The sequence below is a fragment of the Pseudomonas sp. SJZ077 genome, from assembly GCF_007993905.1.
Classification (GTDB): Bacteria; Pseudomonadota; Gammaproteobacteria; order Pseudomonadales; family Pseudomonadaceae; genus Aquipseudomonas; species Aquipseudomonas mandelii.
Window position 1 is genome coordinate 290,482 of the sequence record NZ_VIUJ01000003.1, and the last position, 19,667, is coordinate 310,148.

Below are 19,667 nucleotides of genomic sequence, written 5' to 3' on the forward strand. Positions count from 1 at the left end.
ACGCCGCTCCTCAGGAATGCGCTTGAGACAATTTGTTATTGGTTTCAGGACCGCTGACTGGCGGCTCTTTCAGCACCACACGTTTGATCGGACCGACGATCACCAGGTAGCTGAACACTGCAACCAGTGCGTTGCAACCGACAAACACCAGCGCCCATTTGAACGAACCGGTGGAGCTGATGATGTAGCCGATCACGATCGGGGTGGTGATCGAAGCGATGTTGCCGAAGGTGTTGAACAGGCCACCGCTCAGGCCGGCAATCTGTTTCGGCGAGGTGTCGGACACCACCGCCCAACCCAGCGCACCCACGCCTTTGCCGAAGAAGGCCAGGGCCATGAAGCCGACGACCATCCACTCGACATCAACATAGTTGCACGCCACGATGCTGCTGGAGACCAGCAAACCCGCGATGATCGGTGCCTTGCGAGCGAAGGTCAGGGAATGGCCCTTGCGCAGCAGGTAATCGGAAATCACTCCGCCAAGCACCCCCCCGATAAAGCCGCAGATCGCCGGCAACGAAGCAATGAAACCGGCCTTGAGGATGGTCATGCCGCGTTCTTGCACCAGGTACACCGGGAACCAGGTCAGGAAGAAGTACGTGATGCCGTTGATGCAGTACTGGCCCAGATACACGCCGAGCATCATGCGGTTGGTCAGCAACTGGCGGATGTAGTCCCACTTCGGACCGTCGCCTTTTTTGCCTTTGCCTTTGTCCTGGTCCATGTCGACCATGCCGCCGTTGTCGGCGATGTGCTTGAACTCGGCGTCGTTGATCATCGGGTGCTGGCGCGGGCTGTAGATCACCTTCAGCCAGATCCCCGAGAAGATGATGCCGATCACGCCCATGACGATAAACACGTGCTGCCAGCCGAAGCTGTAGACGATCCAGCCCATCAGCGGTGCGAACAACACGGTGGCGAAGTACTGCGCCGAGTTGAAGATCGCCGAGGCCGTGCCGCGTTCAGCCGTCGGAAACCAGGCCGCGACGATACGGGCGTTACCCGGGAAGGATGGCGCTTCGGCCAGGCCCACCAGGAAGCGCAGCATGAACAGCGCAACCACTGCGGTGGACATGCCGAATTCGCCGACATAGCCCTGCAGAACGGTGAACAGCGACCAGGTGAAAATGCTTAGCGCGTAGATCTTTTTCGAGCCGAAACGGTCCAGCAGCCAGCCACCGGGAATTTGCCCGGCCACGTAAGCCCAACCGAATGCAGAGAAGATGTAACCGAGGGTGACCGCGTCGATGCCGAGGTCTTTTTGCAGGCTGGAGCCCGCAATGGCGATAGTGGCCCGGTCGGCGTAGTTGATCGTGGTCACCAGGAAAAGCATGAGCAAAATCAAATAGCGGACGTGAGTCGGCTTGGTCGCTTGCATGTACATGTACTCCCACTGATTATTTTTATGCGCGGGTGAATCTTTGGTTTTTCTGTGGGAGCAAGCCTGCTCACGATGGTGGTCAACGATGACGCGGGGCATCAGGTTTACCGCCGCGTCCTCAAGACCTTCGCGAGCAGGCTCGCTCCCACAGAGGGTGTTGCGTTACGAACCGATGTAGCTGGTCTTCACGACCGTGTAGAACTCTTGCGCGTAGCGACCTTGCTCGCGGGAACCATAGGATGAACCTTTACGCCCGCCGAATGGAACGTGGTAATCCACGCCCGCCGTCGGCAGGTTGACCATCACCATCCCGGCCTGGGAGTGGCGCTTGAAGTGGTTGGCGTACTTCAGCGACGTGGTGGCGATGCCCGCCGACAGACCGAATTCGGTGTCGTTGGCCATGGCCAGTGCGGCCTCGTAATCGGCGACGCGAACGATGTTCGCCACCGGGCCAAAGATCTCTTCACGGTTGATGCGCATCGCAGCTGTGCTGTCGGCAAACAGCGTTGGCGCGAGGTAGTAGCCTTCGGTGTCGCAAGTCACCAAGCCACCGCCGCTGACCAGACGAGCACCTTCGGACTGGCCAATGTCGATGTACTTCATGTCCTGTTCAAGCTGCGCTTGCGAGACGACCGGACCGATGTCGGTGCCGGTTTTCAACGCGTGACCGACCTTGATCGACTTCATGCGCTCGGCCATGGCTTCGACGAACTTGTCGTGAATCCCGGCGGTGACGATGAAGCGGCTCGACGCCGTGCAACGCTGACCGGTGGAATAGAACGCGCTCTGCACCGACAGCTCGACCGCTTGCTTCAGGTCGGCATCGTCGAGAATGATCTGCGGGTTCTTGCCACCCATTTCCAGCTGAACCTTGGCCTGACGCGAGACGCAGCTGACGGCGATCTGACGACCGACACCGACAGAACCGGTGAAGCTGATGCCGTCGACTTTCGGGCTCTGCACCAGCGCATCGCCAACCACGCGACCGCTGCCCATCACCAGGTTGAAGACGCCGGCCGGGAAGCCTGCGCGGGAGATGATTTCCGCCAGCGCCCAGGCGCAACCCGGCACCAGATCGGCCGGTTTCAGCACGACGCAGTTGCCGTAGGCCAAGGCCGGGGCGATTTTCCACGAAGGGATCGCGATCGGGAAGTTCCACGGGGTGATCAGGCCAACGACGCCCAAGGCTTCGCGAGTGACTTCGACGTTCACACCCGGGCGCACCGACGGCAAGTAGTCGCCGGACAGACGCAGGCACTCACCGGCGAAGAACTTGAAGATGTTACCGGCGCGGGTCACTTCGCCGATGGCTTCAGGCAGGGTCTTGCCCTCTTCCCGGGCCAGCAAGGTGCCAAGCTCTTCGCGGCGGGCGAGGATTTCGGTGCCGACTTTATCCAGTGAATCATGGCGAGCCTGAATGCCCGAAGTCGACCAGGCCGGAAACGCAGCGCGAGCGGCGTCGATGGCGGCGTGGACCTGGGCCAGATCAGCCTTGGCGTAGTCGCCGATAGTGTCGGTCAGTTCGGACGGGTTGATGTTGGCGCAGTAATCACTGCCCGCCACCCATTCACCGTTGATGTAGTTATCGAAACGCTTTGTATCAGCCACAACAATCTCCTCACGCAAAAGGCCGCTGATTGCTCAGCGGCCTTATTAATCGGGTGTGTTACTGCGCACCTTGCTTGTCGATCAGCGCGGCCAGAGCTTCGTACTCTTCTGGCAGCAGATCGGTCAGCGGTGCACGCACAGGACCTGCGTCATAACCGGCAATTTTTGCCCCGGCCTTGACGATGCTCACCGCGTAACCGGCTTTGCGGTTACGGATGTCCAGGTACGGCAGGAAGAAGTCGTCGATGATCTTGCCAACAGTGGCGTGATCTTCGCGGGCAATGGCGTGGTAAAAATCCATCGCCGTTTTCGGGATGAAGTTGAACACCGCCGAGGAGTAGACCGGTACGCCCAATGCCTTGTAAGCAGCGGCATAGACTTCAGCGGTCGGCAAACCGCCCAGGTAGCTGAAGCGATCACCGAGGCGGCGACGGATCGATACCATCAACTCGATATCGCCCAGGCCATCCTTGTAGCCGATCAGGTTCGGGCAGCGCTCGGCCAGGCGTTCCAGCAATGGCGCGGTCAGGCGGCAGACGTTGCGGTTGTAAACCACCACGCCGATGTTCACCGATTTGCACACGGCTTCAACGTGGGCGGCAACGCCGTCCTGGCTGGCTTCGGTCAGGTAGTGCGGCAGCAGCAACAAGCCTTTGGCGCCCAGGCGCTCGGCTTCCTGTGCGTATTCGATGGCCTGGCGAGTGGAACCGCCCACACCAGCCAGAATCGGCACGCTGTTTTCGCAGGTGTCGACGGCGGTCTTGATGATTTCCGAATATTCGCTGGCCGCCAGAGAGAAGAACTCACCGGTGCCGCCTGCGGCGAACAACGCCGTGGCGCCGTATGGGGCCAGCCATTCGAGACGCTTGATATAGCCCGCGCGATGGAAGTCGCCCTGAGCATTGAAATCGGTGACCGGGAAAGACAGCAGGCCAGAAGAGAGGATGGACTTCAGTTCTTGTGGATTCATTATTCGAACACCCTGGGTAGCAACGTTTGTGTGAGAAAAGCGTTCAGCCTGTGGCCGAGTTGTAGGTCATCGTACAACTTAAATAATAACCGTCAACTGCATTTCATCGTCGCGCCTGGAAATTTGTGTCGGAAGAAGATTTTCTTGACGTAGGAAGTTTCTCACCTAAGCTCTGATTGGCTGTATATACATACAGTCATCTTGAATCATACCGACGACATATCAAGGAGCCAGAAATGTCAGGTCTACACGCTCAACCGCAGGAAAAACCAGAACAGATCATCGCGAACCTGGACGATCTTTTTACTGAAGACGGTATCGCCGTCACCGCCAACAGTTCGCTTATGCTGCAGCTCGGCGAACATCACGACGCACCTCAAACAACTAACGCTACGCCTGGCAAAGCCTTGAAAGGCAAGCCACAGCTGAGGTTTGAGGGCGGCGAGCACACGGCCATCGGTGACGGTACGTTGCTGCGTTTTATCAAGGACGCGCCCGCTGTGCCCGCCTCGCAGGTAGCGCTGCATTTACCCAATGGACTGGCGCTGACATATGGTCAGATCGTCGCCCTGGGCGGTGACTTTTATGGCATTCCCGATCAACCAGTCAGCGAAGGCGCCACGCCTGCCGACCGCGTCCAGCGCTTTACCAATGCCTTCAACTCGCTGGCGGTGCTGCCGGCGTCCAATGCCGAAGCCAAGCTGATCCTCGGCGTCATGCAGAAGGAAATCGCCGCCGTTAAACAGGCAATCAAAGACGGCAAACAGCCTCACGAGGCGTATGACGCACTCGGAGATACGTTGTCAGAAGAGTGGAACAGAATCACGGGCGGCGGCAGTTTCGTCTCGGCGCTGTTTCCCTTGGGGCGCTATCTGAAACTGGCCGCCAATAATGCTGACCACTTTGCCGAATGGGCGCTGCTGGCCTATATCTCCGGGCACACGGCAGCCCTGCAACAAGCGGTGAAGGCTCACAGCAGCAACGATGAAAAGCAGCTGGAACTGGCATACGCGATGAACGCGTTTGCCGATCACTACCTGACCGACCTGTATTCTGCCGGCCATTTGCGCGTGCCGCGTAAACAGTTGGCTGCGGTGGTCACGCCCAGTGATCTGGGCTCACTGATTACCCGCTTCATGCACGACGAAGACAGCAAGTTCGGCCTCAATGTGCGCAACGGCACCGGCGATCACTGGCGTGGGTACGGTGACAAACGCTACTTCGACGCCATCGACAGCGCCAATCGTGTCCAGGTGAATCAGGCGGTGCAGGTGTCGGCGGATGAAGTGTTTGCGGCGTATCTCAGCGGCACCGTCACGGTTCCCGATAATTTTGGCGCCTTGAAAAAGACCCCGGATCTGCAATCCGTATTGAATCCTGCGAACAACTTTTCACCGTTGTTCCGGGTTGAAGGCAGCAAAGTGCTGCGGCGCAAGGACGTCAACAACCTGAACGACACCGCCACCGTCGATGACTGGTGGGGCTGGAGTACTTACTTGCTGCTCAAGGATTACAACCCCACTGGCAACGTGGCTTGATAAGGAGATTGATGATGACGATTAAATTGAAACTGGAACTGGCTTCAGGGCAATCGCTGGAGGGTGCGCCGTTGGAGTTGTTGTCCAAGGGTGTGCCCATTGCCCGCGGAGTTGTGGATAAGCAGGGGGGTGTGACCTTCGAGGTTAAATCGGCGAAGACTGAATTGGCGGTACGGGTGGATCGTTCAGTTCTGAAAACCGGCTGAGGCGATTGCCCCATCACGAGCAGGCTCGCACCCATTAGTCTTTGGTATTCCACTGATTAGATCCCAAATGGAAGCGAGCCAGCCTTTGAACGCAAATCTCGGGACAAGTAAACACACGACACAAAACACTGACCGTTCGTCTGAACTGTAAATTCTGACAGTAGCACGACATCAACTGCGGTGACTTAATCACCTCAGGAGTTAACGAACCGGCCCCTTAGAACGCTTATAAAAGAGCGTTTATCAAAATGGTTCGACTTATTGTTGAAGGACTTTATTCATGACAGTACAAAAGAACGACTTGGCGCCCCCAAAAGTTAAAAATGTTAAAGAAGGTGTTTTGAGCGTTAGCCAAATTATTGGATCAGTCTCAATAACAGTGGAACCCATCGCAGATGCGAACAAGGGGGATGAATTAGCATTTATTGTAAAAACCTCTACAGGCAAATCCATCGTGTATTCAGTGACTATAGAAATTCCATCAGATGCATACGGATACGGAGCCGAAAAAAACTTCTTCGAAACAGGTTTGGCAGAAGGCGCCAGTGTTGAAGTGCAATACACTGTGACAAGAGATGGGGAAGTGAGACACTCCCCTAAGGTGGAATTTAGGCTCGTACAATAAGAGACGCGGACAGTTCTGTTAAATAGATTACTGTCCGCTATGGCCACTGAGATCTTCTACAGCGCACGCACCACCTGATTAACCCGGCGCTTTGGAATATTGCGACTTATACAAAACTCAGCTATCGGCGATAAAAAGCATTAACGCTGCGCCTCAGCCTCTTCATGCGCATGGCGCAGCCGCTCGCGGCTATTGGTCAAATGCAAACGCATCGCCGCCCGCGCCGCATCTGAATCCTGGCGCACAATCGCGTCGTAAATCTCTTCGTGCTCACGGCTCAGGCGACTCATGCGCTGTTGATCGTCATGGGCTACGCGTGCGGTCCAGCGCGTAACGACCCCTGGTCGCAACTGTCATTTCTGACAGTAGCCAACATTAAAAGCATCTGATGAACTGATGTCGCGGATAAGTTATCGCAAAATTACTTTTTATAATGGAGATTCGCCATGAGCACTGTCGAACTAACAAAAGTGGAAAAACCTGTAAAATCGCCAGTATCACCAAAACTAGCCGCGCCCACTGCCCCTGAAACAGACGGAACTACCCTCTACCTAAAGAACTTCGGAGAAATTCAGCAATTTAGATTTAAGCTTGCCGTTAAATATAAAGGTCAAGCTAGCGGACAACGATGCAAATACTTTATAAAATTTCACAATGAGAGCGGTTACGAAGAATTATGGCGCGGCGGAATTGATATTAAAGACACCGAGCAGCACATCTCAAAAATCACCACGTATACACTCGAGCCCATCGTTAACAAAAGTACGGCTGAGTTTTGGTATGAGGTAGAAATTGACGGGATCAAAAAAGAATCACACCCCCTTCGTCTCATCGTGGTGCGTTAGCAAAAGCGCTACAAAAAAACTGGGTCCCACCAACCGCAACTCTCAGCGCTGCGCCTCAGCCTCTTCATGCGCGTGGCGCAGCCGCTCCCGACTGTTCGTCAAATGCAAACGCATTGCCGCCCGCGCCGCATCCGAATCCTGGCGCGCAATCGCGTCGTAAATCTCTTCGTGTTCGCGGCTCAGGCGACTCATGTAGTGCTGCTGATCATCATGGGCCAGGCGCGCGGAGTTCAGGCGGGTGCGCGGAATGATGCTGGTGCCCAGGTGGGTCATGATGTCGGTGAAGTAGCGGTTACCAGTCGACAGGGCGATTTGCAGGTGGAACTGGAAGTCGGACGCCACGGCATCACTGGCGTGGGCGGCGCTTTCATTCAAGGCGTCCAGCGCGGCGCGCATCAAGGCCAACTGTTCCGGGCTGCGGCGCTGTGCAGCGAGGCCGGCGGACTCCACTTCGAGGCTGATGCGCAGTTCCAGAATCGCCAATACGTCACGCAGGGTGACCACGGTCGCCGGGTCGATGCGAAAACCGCTCGGGCTCGGGGTGTCGAGCACGAAGGTGCCGATGCCGTGACGGGTTTCCACCTGGCCAGCGGCCTGCAAACGTGAAATTGCTTCGCGAACCACGGTTCGGCTGACGCCATGGGCATCCATGATCGCCGACTCGGTGGGCAATTTGTCGCCACGTTTGAGGTGGCCGTCGCGGATCTGCTCGGACAGCACCGTCACCAATTCCTCTGCGAGGCTGCGGCGCTTGCGAGGGAGGCGTGGTGCGTCGATCGGGTTTTCCATGGTGAACGTCTGTCTCGAAAATTGCGGCTGAAACCGCATCATAGCTCAACGCGGTTGTACGATCACCACCACCCACTTTTGTAAGAGCAACCAGTGGCGAGGGGATTTATCCCCGCTGGATGGCGCAGCCATCCCAAAACCCACAGCCTCGGTGCATCAGGTATGCCGAGTGCAGTGGTTTTGCGACGGCTGCGTCGCCGAGCGGGGATAAATCCCCTCGCCACAAAAGCTCGTTCCCACACGGATTGTGGTGTTATGCGATCACGGTCTGGTCCACCAGATGACCATTTTCAATGCGCACATGCCGTGGGTGGAAACGCTTCAGACTGCTGCGATGCCCGACGCTGACGATGCTCAACCCCGGTATTTCATCGATCAAGGCCTGATACAGCGACGCCTCATCCTCTTCGTCCATCGCCGACGTCGCCTCGTCCATGTACAACCACTGTGGTGCATAGAGCAGCGCACGAGCGAAGGCCAGCCGTTGCTGTTCACCCGGCGACAGCATGCGCTGCCAGTGATTGGCCTCGTCCAGGCGCGCAACAAGGTGCGGCAAGCGGCAAGTTTCCAGCACATGCACATACCGCTCGTGCGGATAAGTCCCGCCGGCCTGTGGATAACTCAGTGCCTCGCGCAACGTGCCAATCGGCAGATACGGCTTTTGTGGCAGGAACAGGTAACGCGCCGTCGGCAGACGAATGCTGCCATGACCCGCCGGCCACAGGTGCCCCATCGCCCGCAGCAAGGTCGACTTGCCGCTGCCGGAACGACCGCTGAGCATGACGCGCTCGCCCTCCTCCACGGTCATGTCGGCGTTGGTCAGCAAGTGACGACCGTCGGCCAGATCGAGGCCCAGGTTGTGCACCTTCAAGGCTGTACCCGAATTCTGCACATCAATCGCCGGCGCTCGCTCTTCGTTGTCGGTCATCGCCTGGCGGAAACTCAGCAGACGATCACAGGTGGCTCGCCAAGCGGCCAAGTCCTGGTAGGCGCTGATGAACCAGCTGAAGTTCTCCTGCACGTTGCCGAACGCGGAGTTGATTTGCATCAGCTCGCCAAGCTCGATCTTGCCGGCGAAGTAACGCGGCGCGGCGACCATAAACGGGAAAATGATTGCGATCTGGCCATAACCGGAGGTGAAGAAGGTCAGGCGCTTGGACACTTTCATGATGTCCCAGAAGTTATGCCAGACCAGCCCGAAGCGCCCGCTCAGACGGCGGTTTTCATTGGGTTCGCCGTTGTACAGAGCGATGCTTTCCGCGTTCTCGCGAACCCGCACCATGGAAAAACGCAGGTCAGCTTCGAAGCGTTGTTGATTGTTGTTGAGGCCAATCAAACGACGGCCAATCAAGTGCGTCAGCCAGCTGCCGACGGCGGCATAAACCAGAGCGCACCAGAACATGTAGCCGGGGATGGTGAAACCGAACACTTCGATGCTGCCCGACACGCCCCACAGAATGATCGAAAACGACACCAGACTGACGACGTTGCGGATCAGGCCCAGCCCCAGGCCCAGCGTATTGGAGGTGAAGCTATTGAGGTCTTCGGAAATCCGCTGGTCAGGGTTATCGGTGTAACCGCCCTGCTCCAGTTGGTAGTAGTTTTTATGACCGAGCCAACGGGCGAAGTGCTGCTCGGTGAGCCAGGCCCGCCAGCGAATCGTCAGCATCTGCGTCAGGTAGAGCCGATACACCGCACCGAGAATCGCCACCGCAGCAATCCCGCAGAAGTACAGAATCAGTTGCCAGAAAGCCGCTTCGTCCTTCTTTTGCAGGGCGTTGTAAAAATCCTTGTACCAACTGTTGACCCACACCGAAATCGCCACGCTGAACAGTGACAGCGCAATCACCGCGATCAGCAACGTCCAGGCCTTGCCCTTCTCTTCGCTGCGCCAATACGGCGTGGTCATCGCCCAGACTTTGCGAAAAAACTGCCCGCGCACAGCATCGTTGACCGCGGAATACTCAGCGTTCTGATTCATGGAAAAGGCTCGATAAAGAAAAGAACACACCCGAACCGATCATAGATGATCGGTTCGGGTTATCGCGAGGGCTGGCGTTAATCGTTCAGCGTCCGTTCAGCGGCGGACCGGACGCTTTTGCAGTTTGCGCTGCAGCGTGCGGCGGTGCATGCCCAAGGCGCGGGCAGTGGCGGAGATGTTGCCTTCGTGTTCGGTCAGTACGCGCTGGATGTGCTCCCATTGCAGGCGGTCCACCGACATCGGGTTTTCTGGCACCAGGGTGTCGAGGTCGGCATGCTCGGAAAGCAGCGCGGCCAGCACGTCGTCAGCGTCAGCCGGCTTGCACAGATAGTTGCAAGCGCCGCGCTTGATGGCCTCGACGGCGGTGGCAATGCTCGAGTAGCCGGTGAGGATCACCACGCGCATTTCCGGGTCAAGTTCGAGCAGTTTGGGCAGCAACACCAGGCCTGAGTCGCCGTCCATTTTCAGGTCCAGCGCGGCGTAATCCGGGATGTCGGCCTGGGCGATGGTCAGCCCTTCTTCGGCGGAACCGGCGGTGCTGACGCGAAAACCACGGCGGGCCATGGCGCGGGCCATCACACGGGTAAAGGTTGCATCGTCGTCTACCAGCAGCAAATGCGGCAGTTCTTCGCCTTCAACTTGGATCTCGTCACTCATGTTCGTCTCCTCGGGCGACACGGGGCAGGCGCAGCTCGGTGAGCGTGCCGCCTTCCTCATGACTGTAGAGTTTCACTGAGCCGCCGGCGCGTGTCACGCTGGCCTTGCTCAAAAACAGGCCGAGGCCGAAACCTTTGCCCTTGGTGGTAAAAAACGGCTTGCCAATCTGTTCGGCAATGGCCAGCGGCACGCCGGCGCCATGGTCGCGAATGCTGATGGTCAGGTCCTCGGCATTCCAGTCCAGCGTCACTTGCAGCCCTTCGGGGCACGCATCGGCGGCGTTGTTGAGCAAATTCAGCAAGGCTTGCGTCAGGTCTGGCGGCGGTGCCATGCGTGGCACCGTGCCCTGGCCCAGCCGTTGGAAACGGTAACTGGCTTCCGGGCGCATCAAGTGCCAGCGGTTCAGCGCTTCGTCGAGCCAGTCGGTGACGTCCTGCATTTCCACCGCCAGGCGTCGATTGGCCTCGGCGGCGCGCACCAGTTGCTGCAAGGTCTCTTTGCAGAGTTTGACCTGATCTTGCAACACGCTTAAATCATCCTGCAACAGCGGGTCGGGATGGTCCTGGCGCATTTCCTTGAGCAACACGCTCATGGTGGCCAACGGCGTGCCCAACTCATGGGCGGCGCCGGCCGCCTGGGTCGCGACGGCCAGCAATTGCTGGTCGCGCAGGCCTTCTTCACGACGGATGGCGCGCAGTTCTTCCTGGCGGCGCAGCTCTTCGGCCATGCGCGCGGCAAAGAATGTGATGACGGCGGCGGCAAGGGCGAAACTCAGCCACATGCCGTAGATCTGCAAGTTTTCCCGGGCGATGGGGAAGGTTTCCAGCGGATAGAACCGCGCCAGCAACAACGTATAAAGCGCCAGCGCGATACCGGACAGAATCACCGAATAGCGCCACGGCAACGTCACGGCGGCGATGGTCAGCGGCACCAGGTAATAGGAAACGAACGGGTTGGTCGAACCGCCCGAGAAATACAGCAGGGCACTGTGGATAAACAGATCACAGGCCAGTTGCAGGGCATATTCCAGCTCGGTGACCGGCCACGAGGTGCGCAGGCGAACCGCCGTGAACGCGCACAGCAGCGTCGAGCAGCCGAGGGTCATCGCCAGTTGCACCCACGGCAACGGCAGCAGATCGAACCAGTAGGCCAGGCCTACGGAACCGGCCTGAGCGGCGAGTACCAAGGTTCGGATGAAGGTCAGCCGCCAAAGGTTTTGGCGAGTGGCGGAAGTGATTTGAACGGGGGCGAGCATGAGCTCTCCTGATGAGCGCTCCAGGCGGATCGCACGGAGTATAACCAAGCACGGGGGCTGGCAGGCAAAAGTGCGGCAAACAGCCACATGGCAGGAAGTCCTGCTGCGTCTATAAGGACGCCTTCGCGGGCAAGCCTCGCTCCTACAGGAATGTGTCGTTCAAAGGATTGGCGTACGACACATTCCTGTAGGAGCGAGGCTTGCCCGCGAATGGCCTCGACACGGTCTCCCCCATTCCATCTGTATGGAAGTTGTAACTGTGCGAACCGGATCAATAAAGTTAGAGTCTGATGGTTTCACGCAGGCTCGGACCTTAACCCCTGCGCACCTCCAAGGAGTTTTCATGCACAGTTTCCGCCGCAGCGCCGCCCTTCTTGCCCTTAGCGTTGGCACCGTCGCCAGCCTCCCGGCCCTGGCCGCCGACGAACTTCATTACAACCAGATCGCCCTGCGTGCCGAAGTCAGCCAGGAAGTGGCCCGCGATCAGATGATCGTGACCCTCTACACCGAAGAACAGAACACCGACCCGGCCAAACTCGCCGCCGACGTCAGCACCACCATGAACAAAGCGCTGGCCCAGGCCAAACAAGTCAAGGAAGTCACCCTGCGCCAGGGCAGCCGCAACAGCTACCCGATCTACGACACCAAGGGCCAGAAAATCACCGGCTGGCGTGAACGCGCCGAGCTGCGCATGGAAAGCTCCGACTTCGCCGCACTGTCGAAGCTGACCGGCGAACTGCTGACCGACCTGAAAATGGGTGGCATGGACTTCGCCATCGCCACGCCAACGCGCAAGGCCAGCGAAGATGCGCTGCTTAAAGAAGCTGTCACCGCCTTCAAGGCCCGCGCGCAGCTGGCAACCGATGCGTTGGGTGGCAAGGGTTACAAAATCGTCAGCCTGAACCTGAACAGCAACGGTTATCCACAGCCGTACATGCGTGGGCCGATGATGATGAAAGCGGCCGGCATGGATGGCGCTCCGGTGACGCCAGAGGTTGAGGCCGGCACCAGCCAGGTGAGCATGACGGCAGATGGTGCGATTGAAGTGTTGATGCCTTGATTCGATAACCCGTACACAGAAACGGCGGTCACTGAAGTGATCGCCGTTTTTTGTTGCCTGGCGGAAAGCCGGCAGGTTTGTCTGATGATTTTGTGGTGATTGATCCACCGTCATCGCGTGCAGGCTCACTCCTACATGGGATCAGAGTCGTACACAAAACCCATGTACACACTCGCCCCCAGTGGGAGCGAGCCTGCTCGCGAAAAACGATAACGCGGTCTACGCCGGATCGACGTTATCCAGCGCCCGATTCACTGCCAACTCCGCCAGCATGATGATCTGCTGAATCGCCAATACCGTATTTCTCTGCGGGCCGATCAGGTTTGCTGCGAAATCACTGGCCATGACACTGGCGGACGCCAATGACTCGCAAGCTTGTGCCAGGAGACTTTCGCTGTCCATGTCCGGGGCGACCATGAACATGGTGCTGGGACGGCGGGGTTTGGGGGCGTATTGATCGGGGGGATCGAGGTAGTAATCGAGGGCGCGTTTTATGGCTTCGCGGTCTTTGAGGAGCGTTTCGGCTTCGGTGGCTTCGGCGGTGGGGGTTGTGGTGTTGAAGGGTGGATCGGGGACAATTTTGCTCATTTGCTTTCCCTGTTCATTTTTGGAGCCATCACTTTTCGTTTCTCACACGGAAAGTGGTGGCAGCTATGTGCAGGGTGAGAAAGCCGGGAACAGAGAACCGGCCGGACCGAAGTCCGCCCGCACACAGCCGCCATAGAGCATTACAGGCAGCGTATAGCTGGCGGCAATTATGGTGATGCTGGCGCTAGATTCATACATATCTGTTCCCGGGTTCTCACACCCGTTCGCTGAGTTCTTCAGCGACAGTCAGAGGTTAGAGACACTGCTTCCTACCCGGCAACCTGAAAAATGCGTGGGAAATCGCTGTGTTTTTTACACATCTTTCAACACACAAAAATGGAACGCGGAGCCTCCCGGGCGGCATTCCCACGCGGAGCATGGGAACGATCAATCGGGAGCAACAGAAAGAGACAGGTCGGCTGTCAGGCCGCCTTCGCGGGCAAGCCTCGCTCCTACAGAGGACTGGGGTCATCTGGAAGTAAGGATCAAAACAGCCAATAGTGCTACCGCAAGCAGCAGACAGGTTGCACCCTTGGTACTACCCACCACTCCCACGTAGCCTCCATCACCTTCCGGATCCAAATCATCCCCACAGATGTCCACTGCCAGACAGTAACGCAACAATCTGCCCCCACAGACACAACAACCCTTTAAACAACAAACACCTACCCACCCAACTACAACTCAATCTCATTCACGCCCACACCTCTCATCCACGCCCCTCAAAGATGGGTATAAATAAGTAACACCTCGCTCCAACCGGGTGCGAAAGTCGTGCCGATTGCCCCGTCGCGGTGCGCCAGATGCACCGAAAAAACCCTGCGCAAACGGTCAAATGCGCATGAATTTATACATATGCGACATTAAGGTACGTTCGTGCCACCGTTTAACGCCTGTGGTCGCTCCGGATCTTGCAATGGGTATGGCCCCTGCATAAGTATCCGCAGGCACGACTCACGAGGTCGTCCTCTAATTCCAAAAATGACAACAAATCATGAGGCCAACATGCTTAAACACGCGGTCATTCCGTTTTTAGTCGGCGCAGGCTTGTTAGCCTCCGCACCTTTCGCCCAAGCGGCGACTAACCTGGTGTTTTGCTCCGAAGGGAGCCCGGCCGGTTTTGATCCTGGTCAGTACACCACCGGAACCGACTTCGACGCCTCTGCAGAAACCATGTTCAACCGCCTGACCCAGTTCGAGCGCGGCGGCACCGCCGTGATTCCTGGTCTGGCAACCAAGTGGGACATCTCCGATGATGGCCTGACTTACACCTTCCACCTGCGTGAAGGCGTGAAGTTCCACACCACCCCGTATTTCAAGCCGACTCGTGAGTTCAACGCCGACGACGTGCTGTTCACCTTCAATCGCATGATTGACAAGAACGACCCGTTCCGCAAAGCGTACCCGACCGAATTCCCGTACTTCACCGACATGGGGATGGATACCAACATCACCAAGATCGATAAAGTCGACGACCACACCGTCAAGTTCACCCTTAAAGAAGTTGATGCCGCGTTCATCCAGAACATGGCCATGAGCTTCGCCTCCGTCCAGTCCGCCGAGTACGCTGCCCAGCTGCTCAAAGAAGGCAAGGCCGCCGACATCAACCAGAAGCCGGTCGGCACCGGTCCGTTCGTGTTCAAGAGCTACCAGAAAGACTCCAACATCCGCTACACCGGGAACAAGGACTACTGGAAGCCTGACGACGTCAAGATCGACAACCTGATCTTCGCCATCACCACCGACCCGTCGGTGCGTATTCAGAAGCTGAAGAAGAACGAGTGCCAGATCACTCTGTTCCCACGTCCGGCCGACCTGAAGGCGCTGCAAGAAGACAAGACCTTGAAGGTGCCTAACCAGGCTGGTTTCAACCTGGGTTACATCGCCTACAACGTGATGGACAAGATCAAGGGCAGCGATCAGCCGAACCCGATGGCGCAATTGAAAGTGCGTCAGGCACTGGACATGGCCGTCAACAAGCAGCAGATCATCGACTCCGTTTATCAGGGTGCTGGTCAACTGGCCGTCAACGCCATGCCGCCAACCCAGTGGTCTTACGACACCACCATCAAGGATGCGCCGTACAACCCTGAGAAAGCCAAAGAGCTGCTCAAGGAAGCCGGCGTCAAGGAAGGCACCGAGATCAACCTGTGGGCGATGCCGGTACAGCGTCCTTACAACCCGAACGCCAAACTGATGGCTGAAATGCTGCAGTCCGACTGGGCCAAGATCGGTATCAAGGCCAAGATCGTGACCTACGAGTGGGGCGAGTACATCAAGCGTTCCAAAGGCGGCGAAAACGGCGCGATGCTGATTGGCTGGAGCGGCGACAACGGTGACCCGGACAACTGGCTGAACGTGCTGTTCGGCTGCGACTCGCTGCAGGGCAACAACTTCTCCAAGTGGTGCGACAAGAAGTTCGACGGCATCGTCAAAGAGGCCAAGCGCACGACCGATCAGGGCAAGCGCACCGAACTGTACAAACAGGCGCAACACGTCCTCAAAGACGCTGTTCCAATGACACCTATCGCTCACTCGACGGTGTTCCAACCCATGCGCGACAACGTGCAGGACTTCAAGATCAGCCCGTTTGGCTTGAACTCCTTCTACGGCGTCAGCGTCAGCAAATAAGGTTTTGCAACGGCGACGTATTTAACGTCGCCGTTGTTTTATCTACCGAGAAAGTAGGAAAACGGCTACATCCAATTCCGTCACGGATGACCATCGTGATGTCGGATGCGTTGCCTTTTCCCACAAGTCTTTCGGACTCTACGCATTTACTGCCGGACCCACGGCTCATACCGTCGGGATCTGACCAGTTCATGCGTGGGCTCTCGGTTTTGCTGCATGGCATGGTTTGAACTCAGTGATGCCTCCACGTCCGCGGACGGGACGGCGGTTCATTGAAGACACTTAGAGAACAAGAAAAGGGAGCGTCATGCGCCATACCTTGGTTTTATCCGCATTGCTGGGCACCGGCCTGTTGGCCGCCACTTCCATCAGCCAGGCCGCCAATAACAGCCTGGTGTTCTGTTCCGAAGGCAGCCCGGCTGGCTTCGACACTGCGCAGTACACGACATCGACCGACAACGATGCCGCCGAGCCGTTGTACAACCGATTGGCAGAGTTTGAAAAAGGCGCCACCAACGTCGTACCCGGCCTGGCCACTCGCTGGGATATTTCCGAGGACGGCCTCAAGTACACCTTTCACCTACGCGAAGGTGTGAAATTTCACACGACCAAGTACTTCACGCCGACCCGAGATTTCAACGCCGATGACGTGCTGTTCACGTTCAATCGCATGCTCGATCCGCAGCAACCTTTCCGTAAGGCTTATCCGACCGAGTTCCCTTATTTCAACGGGATGAGCCTGAACAAAAACATCGCCAAGGTCGAGAAGACCGGGCCGCTGACCGTGGTCATGACGCTCAACAGCGTCGACGCCGCGTTCATCCAGAACATCGCCATGAGCTTCGCCGCTATTCTGTCCGCCGAATACGCCGACAAACTGCTGGCCGAAGGCAAGCCGAGCGACATCAACCAGAAGCCGATCGGCACTGGCCCGTTCGCCTTCAAGAGCTACCAGAAAGACTCCAACATCCGCTACACCGGCAACAAGCAGTACTGGGACCCGAGCCGGGTCAAGCTCGACAACCTGATCTTCTCGATCAACACCGACGCGTCGGTGCGGGTGCAGAAGCTCAAGGCCAATGAGTGCCAGATCACATTGAGCCCGCGCCCCGCCGACGTTCCCGCGTTGAAGAACGACCCGGCACTCAAGCTCATCGAGAAACCCGGCTTCAACCTGGGCTACATCGCCTACAACGTGCGCCACAAGCCTTTCGACCAGCTCGAAGTGCGTCAGGCGCTGGACATGGCGGTGAACAAGCAGGGCATTCTCAACGCCGTTTACCAGGGCGCCGGTCAATTGGCCGTCAACGCCATGCCACCGACTCAATGGTCCTACGACGACACAATCAAGGACGTTGCCTACAACCCGGAAAAAGCCAAGGAACTGCTCAAGGCTGCCGGCGTGAAAGAAGGCACCGAAATCACCTTGTGGGCGATGCCCGTGCAGCGCCCTTACAACCCGAACGCCAAGTTGATGGCCGAAATGCTCCAGGCTGACTGGGCAAAAATCGGCCTCAAAGTGAAGATCGTCAGCTATGAATGGGGCGAGTACATCAAGCGCACCAAGAATGGCGAACACGACGTCAGCCTGATTGGCTGGACCGGCGACAATGGGGACCCGGACAACTGGCTCGGCACGCTTTACAGCTGCGACGCCATTGGTGGCAACAACTACTCCATGTGGTGCGATCCGGCTTACGACAAGTTCATCAAGCAGGCCAAGGTCGTCACCGACCGCGACCAGCGCACCGTGCTCTACAAACAGGCGCAGCACTACCTCAAGCAACAAGTGCCGATCACGCCTATCGCCCATTCGACGGTTAACCAGCCGTTGAGCGCCAAAATCGAAGGATTCAAGGTGAGTCCATTCGGTCGTAACGTGTTCTCGGGCGTCAGTATCGACCAATAACCGATTAGCCAGAACGCTGGGGGCGCATTGCGCCCTCACGCAAACGTATTGCCGTAATTCGCCAATCCGGCATTAAGCAAACGTTTGCGAAGCCTTGTATGTGTTCTAAACCAAATAGCCGGATCACCAAAAAAGACCGGCATTAAAAAAAAGAAAGTAAGGAGCTTCACCCATGAAACTGAGCAGCACCGCGTTATTGGCCCTGGCCATCAGCAGCGTAACCGCCTCGGCTTACGCAGAAACCCAAAGCCAGGCTTTCACCCCGGTTACCGTGAAAGAGAAAAGCGCCCAAAGCGAAGCCACCGGCTTTGTTGAAGGCCAATCGATCACCGGTTCCACGCGTAACTGGTATGCGAATGAGTCGTTCAAGCGGGGCGCGACGCTCAACTATCGTAAAAATGGTGAGACTCGTACGACTGACCGTCGAATCAACTGGGTTCAAGGCACGATCATCAAGTACAACTCGGGCTTCACCGAGGGTACTGTCGGTTTCAGCACCGAAGTGGCGGCGTACAACGCCATTGCTCTGGACCGCGATCGCAAAGACCTCGCATCCGGCAACGGTGGTGCTCCCGAGCCAGGTCGTGGCGGCCGTGGCAACAACCGTACTTTGACTGAAAATGGCGGTGACGCTGTTGATCAGTGGAGCAAACTGGGCCTGGCCAACGTCAAGGCGCGTTTCTCCAATACCACACTGACTGCCGGTCGCCAGAACTTCAGCAGCCCGCAAGTAGATGTCATCGGTAACCGTCCACTGCCTTCGAGCTTCGAGGGTGTCAGTCTGCACAGCGAAGAGTTGGAAAACCTGACTTTCGACATCGCCACCTTTGACCGTAACTCGCCGCGTACCGAACAGAGCCAGCGCAAATTCCGTTCCGAATACGGCGACGGTACCGCTGAAGCCGATCACGTCAACACCGCCGGTATCACCTACACGCCGTTCGCCAGCCTGACCACCAGCCTGTGGGGCACCCAGGCCGAAGACCTGTGGAACCAGTACTACTTCGGCGCCACCCACGTTCTGGGTGACAGCTCGGTACTGAGCCTGACCACCGGCCTGAATTACTACAAAACCGTCGACGAAGGCAAAAAGCTGCTGGGCGAAATCGACAACGACACCTACTCCCTGTCGTTGGGCCTGACTCACCAGGCCCACAGCCTGACCTTCTCGTACCAGGAAGTGAACGGTAACGAGTACTTCGACTACCTGCACGAAACCAACGGCATCTACCTGGCCAACTCCCTGCTGTCGGACTTCAACGGCCCGAACGAAAAATCCTTCCAGATTGCATATGGTCTGAACATGGCTGAATACGGCATTCCAGGCCTGAAGTTCAACATCTACCAGGCTCGTGGCTGGGGCATCGACGGTACTCACTATGCCGGCGGCGGTTACGACGGCGTGCAGTCGATGGACGGCGAAACCCACTATGAATACGGCATTGGTACTTCGTACGCCGTACAGAGCGGCCCGCTCAAGGCCACAGCTATCCGCGCGACCTACACCGCGCACCGCGCCAGTGATAACCAGGCGGATGGCAGCCTCAACGAGTTCCGTCTCGTGACCACCATCCCGTTCAACATTCTGTAATACACCTGCCGAACGGCTGATTCAGTGACGAAT

16 protein-coding genes and 1 pseudogene are annotated in these 19,667 nt (G+C 57.5%); 8 read left to right on the top strand and 9 right to left on the bottom strand.

Annotation, left to right across the window (positions count from 1 at the left end):
• Positions 1 to 10: 10 nt before the first annotated feature.
• The 3 genes from FBY01_RS08325 to kdgD all read right to left on the bottom strand — a co-directional run bounded on the left by FBY01_RS08325 (position 11) and on the right by kdgD (position 3,959).
• Positions 11 to 1,468 (bottom strand): MFS transporter, encoded by a 1,458-nt coding sequence (locus FBY01_RS08325; protein ID WP_224795491.1) that lies wholly within the window; start codon positions 1,466 to 1,468, stop codon positions 11 to 13.
• Between the two features lie 75 nt (positions 1,469 to 1,543).
• Entirely contained in the window at positions 1,544 to 2,989 is a 1,446-nt protein-coding gene (locus FBY01_RS08335; protein WP_077747412.1) for an aldehyde dehydrogenase family protein, read from the bottom strand.
• A 58-nt stretch (positions 2,990 to 3,047) separates the two neighbouring features.
• Entirely contained in the window at positions 3,048 to 3,959 is a 912-nt protein-coding gene (kdgD, locus tag FBY01_RS08340; protein ID WP_010463384.1) for a 5-dehydro-4-deoxyglucarate dehydratase, read from the bottom strand.
• 236 nt (positions 3,960 to 4,195) lie between these two features.
• Here kdgD and FBY01_RS08345 point away from each other — a divergent pair, with 236 nt between their 5' ends.
• From FBY01_RS08345 to FBY01_RS08355, 3 genes are all read left to right on the top strand, one after another.
• A complete protein-coding gene (locus FBY01_RS08345; protein WP_145306988.1) occupies positions 4,196 to 5,497 on the top strand; it encodes a phospholipase in 1,302 nt (433 codons plus the stop codon).
• A 14-nt stretch (positions 5,498 to 5,511) separates the two neighbouring features.
• Positions 5,512 to 5,703 carry a hypothetical protein gene (locus FBY01_RS08350; protein ID WP_010463387.1) on the top strand — a complete coding sequence of 64 codons (192 nt, stop codon included), beginning with the start codon at positions 5,512 to 5,514 and terminating at the stop codon, positions 5,701 to 5,703.
• Between the two features lie 280 nt (positions 5,704 to 5,983).
• Positions 5,984 to 6,328, top strand: a complete 345-nt coding sequence (locus tag FBY01_RS08355) for a hypothetical protein (RefSeq protein WP_145306990.1) — start codon at positions 5,984 to 5,986, stop codon at positions 6,326 to 6,328.
• 140 nt (positions 6,329 to 6,468) lie between these two features.
• On the opposite strand, the pseudogene FBY01_RS08360 reads toward FBY01_RS08355, so the two are convergent.
• A pseudogene (locus tag FBY01_RS08360) lies at positions 6,469 to 6,651 on the bottom strand (FCD domain-containing protein); the annotation flags it as partial.
• Between the two features lie 123 nt (positions 6,652 to 6,774).
• Between FBY01_RS08360 and FBY01_RS08365 the strand changes: the two are divergent.
• Positions 6,775 to 7,173: a hypothetical protein gene (locus tag FBY01_RS08365; protein ID WP_145306992.1), complete on the top strand. Its 399-nt coding sequence runs from the start codon at positions 6,775 to 6,777 to the stop codon at positions 7,171 to 7,173.
• A gap of 42 nt (positions 7,174 to 7,215) precedes the next feature.
• Here FBY01_RS08365 and FBY01_RS08370 read toward each other — a convergent pair whose 3' ends face one another.
• The 4 genes from FBY01_RS08370 to FBY01_RS08385 form a co-directional block, all read right to left on the bottom strand.
• Complete coding sequence (locus FBY01_RS08370) at positions 7,216 to 7,962, bottom strand: FadR/GntR family transcriptional regulator (RefSeq protein ID WP_178113226.1); 747 nt, start codon at positions 7,960 to 7,962, stop codon at positions 7,216 to 7,218.
• 253 nt (positions 7,963 to 8,215) lie between these two features.
• Positions 8,216 to 9,943: an ABC transporter ATP-binding protein/permease gene (locus FBY01_RS08375; protein WP_010463398.1), complete on the bottom strand. Its 1,728-nt coding sequence runs from the start codon at positions 9,941 to 9,943 to the stop codon at positions 8,216 to 8,218.
• Positions 9,944 to 10,039: 96 nt separating this feature from the next.
• Entirely contained in the window at positions 10,040 to 10,600 is a 561-nt protein-coding gene (locus FBY01_RS08380) for a response regulator transcription factor (RefSeq protein ID WP_007901386.1), read from the bottom strand.
• Positions 10,593 to 11,855, bottom strand: coding sequence for an ATP-binding protein (locus tag FBY01_RS08385; protein ID WP_010463401.1), 1,263 nt, complete (start codon positions 11,853 to 11,855; stop codon positions 10,593 to 10,595). The genes FBY01_RS08380 and FBY01_RS08385 overlap by 8 nt, the downstream gene beginning before the upstream one ends.
• Positions 11,856 to 12,198: 343 nt before the next feature.
• Here FBY01_RS08385 and FBY01_RS08390 point away from each other — a divergent pair, with 343 nt between their 5' ends.
• On the top strand, positions 12,199 to 12,915 hold the full coding sequence (locus FBY01_RS08390) for an SIMPL domain-containing protein (protein ID WP_010463403.1): 717 nt from the start codon (positions 12,199 to 12,201) through the stop codon (positions 12,913 to 12,915).
• A 219-nt stretch (positions 12,916 to 13,134) separates the two neighbouring features.
• On the opposite strand, the gene FBY01_RS08395 is transcribed toward FBY01_RS08390, so the two are convergent.
• Complete coding sequence (locus FBY01_RS08395) at positions 13,135 to 13,503, bottom strand: DUF6124 family protein (RefSeq protein ID WP_083375030.1); 369 nt, start codon at positions 13,501 to 13,503, stop codon at positions 13,135 to 13,137.
• A gap of 1,005 nt (positions 13,504 to 14,508) precedes the next feature.
• Between FBY01_RS08395 and FBY01_RS08400 the strand changes: the two genes are divergently transcribed.
• The 3 genes from FBY01_RS08400 (at position 14,509) to FBY01_RS08410 (ending at position 19,634) form a co-directional block, all read left to right on the top strand.
• Positions 14,509 to 16,134, top strand: coding sequence for an ABC transporter substrate-binding protein (locus FBY01_RS08400; RefSeq protein ID WP_010463407.1), 1,626 nt, complete (start codon positions 14,509 to 14,511; stop codon positions 16,132 to 16,134).
• Between the two features lie 307 nt (positions 16,135 to 16,441).
• Positions 16,442 to 18,043 carry an ABC transporter substrate-binding protein gene (locus FBY01_RS08405; protein WP_010463409.1) on the top strand — a complete coding sequence of 534 codons (1,602 nt, stop codon included), beginning with the start codon at positions 16,442 to 16,444 and terminating at the stop codon, positions 18,041 to 18,043.
• 172 nt (positions 18,044 to 18,215) lie between these two features.
• Entirely contained in the window at positions 18,216 to 19,634 is a 1,419-nt protein-coding gene (locus tag FBY01_RS08410; protein WP_010463411.1) for an OprD family porin, read from the top strand.
• The last annotated feature ends 33 nt before the right edge of the window (positions 19,635 to 19,667 follow it).

Bases quoted from the DNA above. Each gene is read 5' to 3' on its own strand.
- kdgD (WP_010463384.1), bottom strand. From the start codon at position 3,959: ATGAATCCACAAGAACTGAAGTCCATCCTCTCTTCTGGCCTGCTGTCT.
- FBY01_RS08345 (WP_145306988.1), top strand. From the start codon at position 4,196: ATGTCAGGTCTACACGCTCAACCGCAGGAAAAACCAGAACAGATCATC.
- FBY01_RS08350 (WP_010463387.1), top strand. From the start codon at position 5,512: ATGACGATTAAATTGAAACTGGAACTGGCTTCAGGGCAATCGCTGGAG.
- FBY01_RS08355 (WP_145306990.1), top strand. From the start codon at position 5,984: ATGACAGTACAAAAGAACGACTTGGCGCCCCCAAAAGTTAAAAATGTT.
- FBY01_RS08365 (WP_145306992.1), top strand. From the start codon at position 6,775: ATGAGCACTGTCGAACTAACAAAAGTGGAAAAACCTGTAAAATCGCCA.
- FBY01_RS08370 (WP_178113226.1), bottom strand. From the start codon at position 7,962: ATGGAAAACCCGATCGACGCACCACGCCTCCCTCGCAAGCGCCGCAGC.
- FBY01_RS08375 (WP_010463398.1), bottom strand. From the start codon at position 9,943: ATGAATCAGAACGCTGAGTATTCCGCGGTCAACGATGCTGTGCGCGGG.
- FBY01_RS08380 (WP_007901386.1), bottom strand. From the start codon at position 10,600: ATGAGTGACGAGATCCAAGTTGAAGGCGAAGAACTGCCGCATTTGCTG.
- FBY01_RS08385 (WP_010463401.1), bottom strand. From the start codon at position 11,855: ATGCTCGCCCCCGTTCAAATCACTTCCGCCACTCGCCAAAACCTTTGG.
- FBY01_RS08390 (WP_010463403.1), top strand. From the start codon at position 12,199: ATGCACAGTTTCCGCCGCAGCGCCGCCCTTCTTGCCCTTAGCGTTGGC.
- FBY01_RS08395 (WP_083375030.1), bottom strand. From the start codon at position 13,503: ATGAGCAAAATTGTCCCCGATCCACCCTTCAACACCACAACCCCCACC.
- FBY01_RS08400 (WP_010463407.1), top strand. From the start codon at position 14,509: ATGCTTAAACACGCGGTCATTCCGTTTTTAGTCGGCGCAGGCTTGTTA.
- FBY01_RS08405 (WP_010463409.1), top strand. From the start codon at position 16,442: ATGCGCCATACCTTGGTTTTATCCGCATTGCTGGGCACCGGCCTGTTG.
- FBY01_RS08410 (WP_010463411.1), top strand. From the start codon at position 18,216: ATGAAACTGAGCAGCACCGCGTTATTGGCCCTGGCCATCAGCAGCGTA.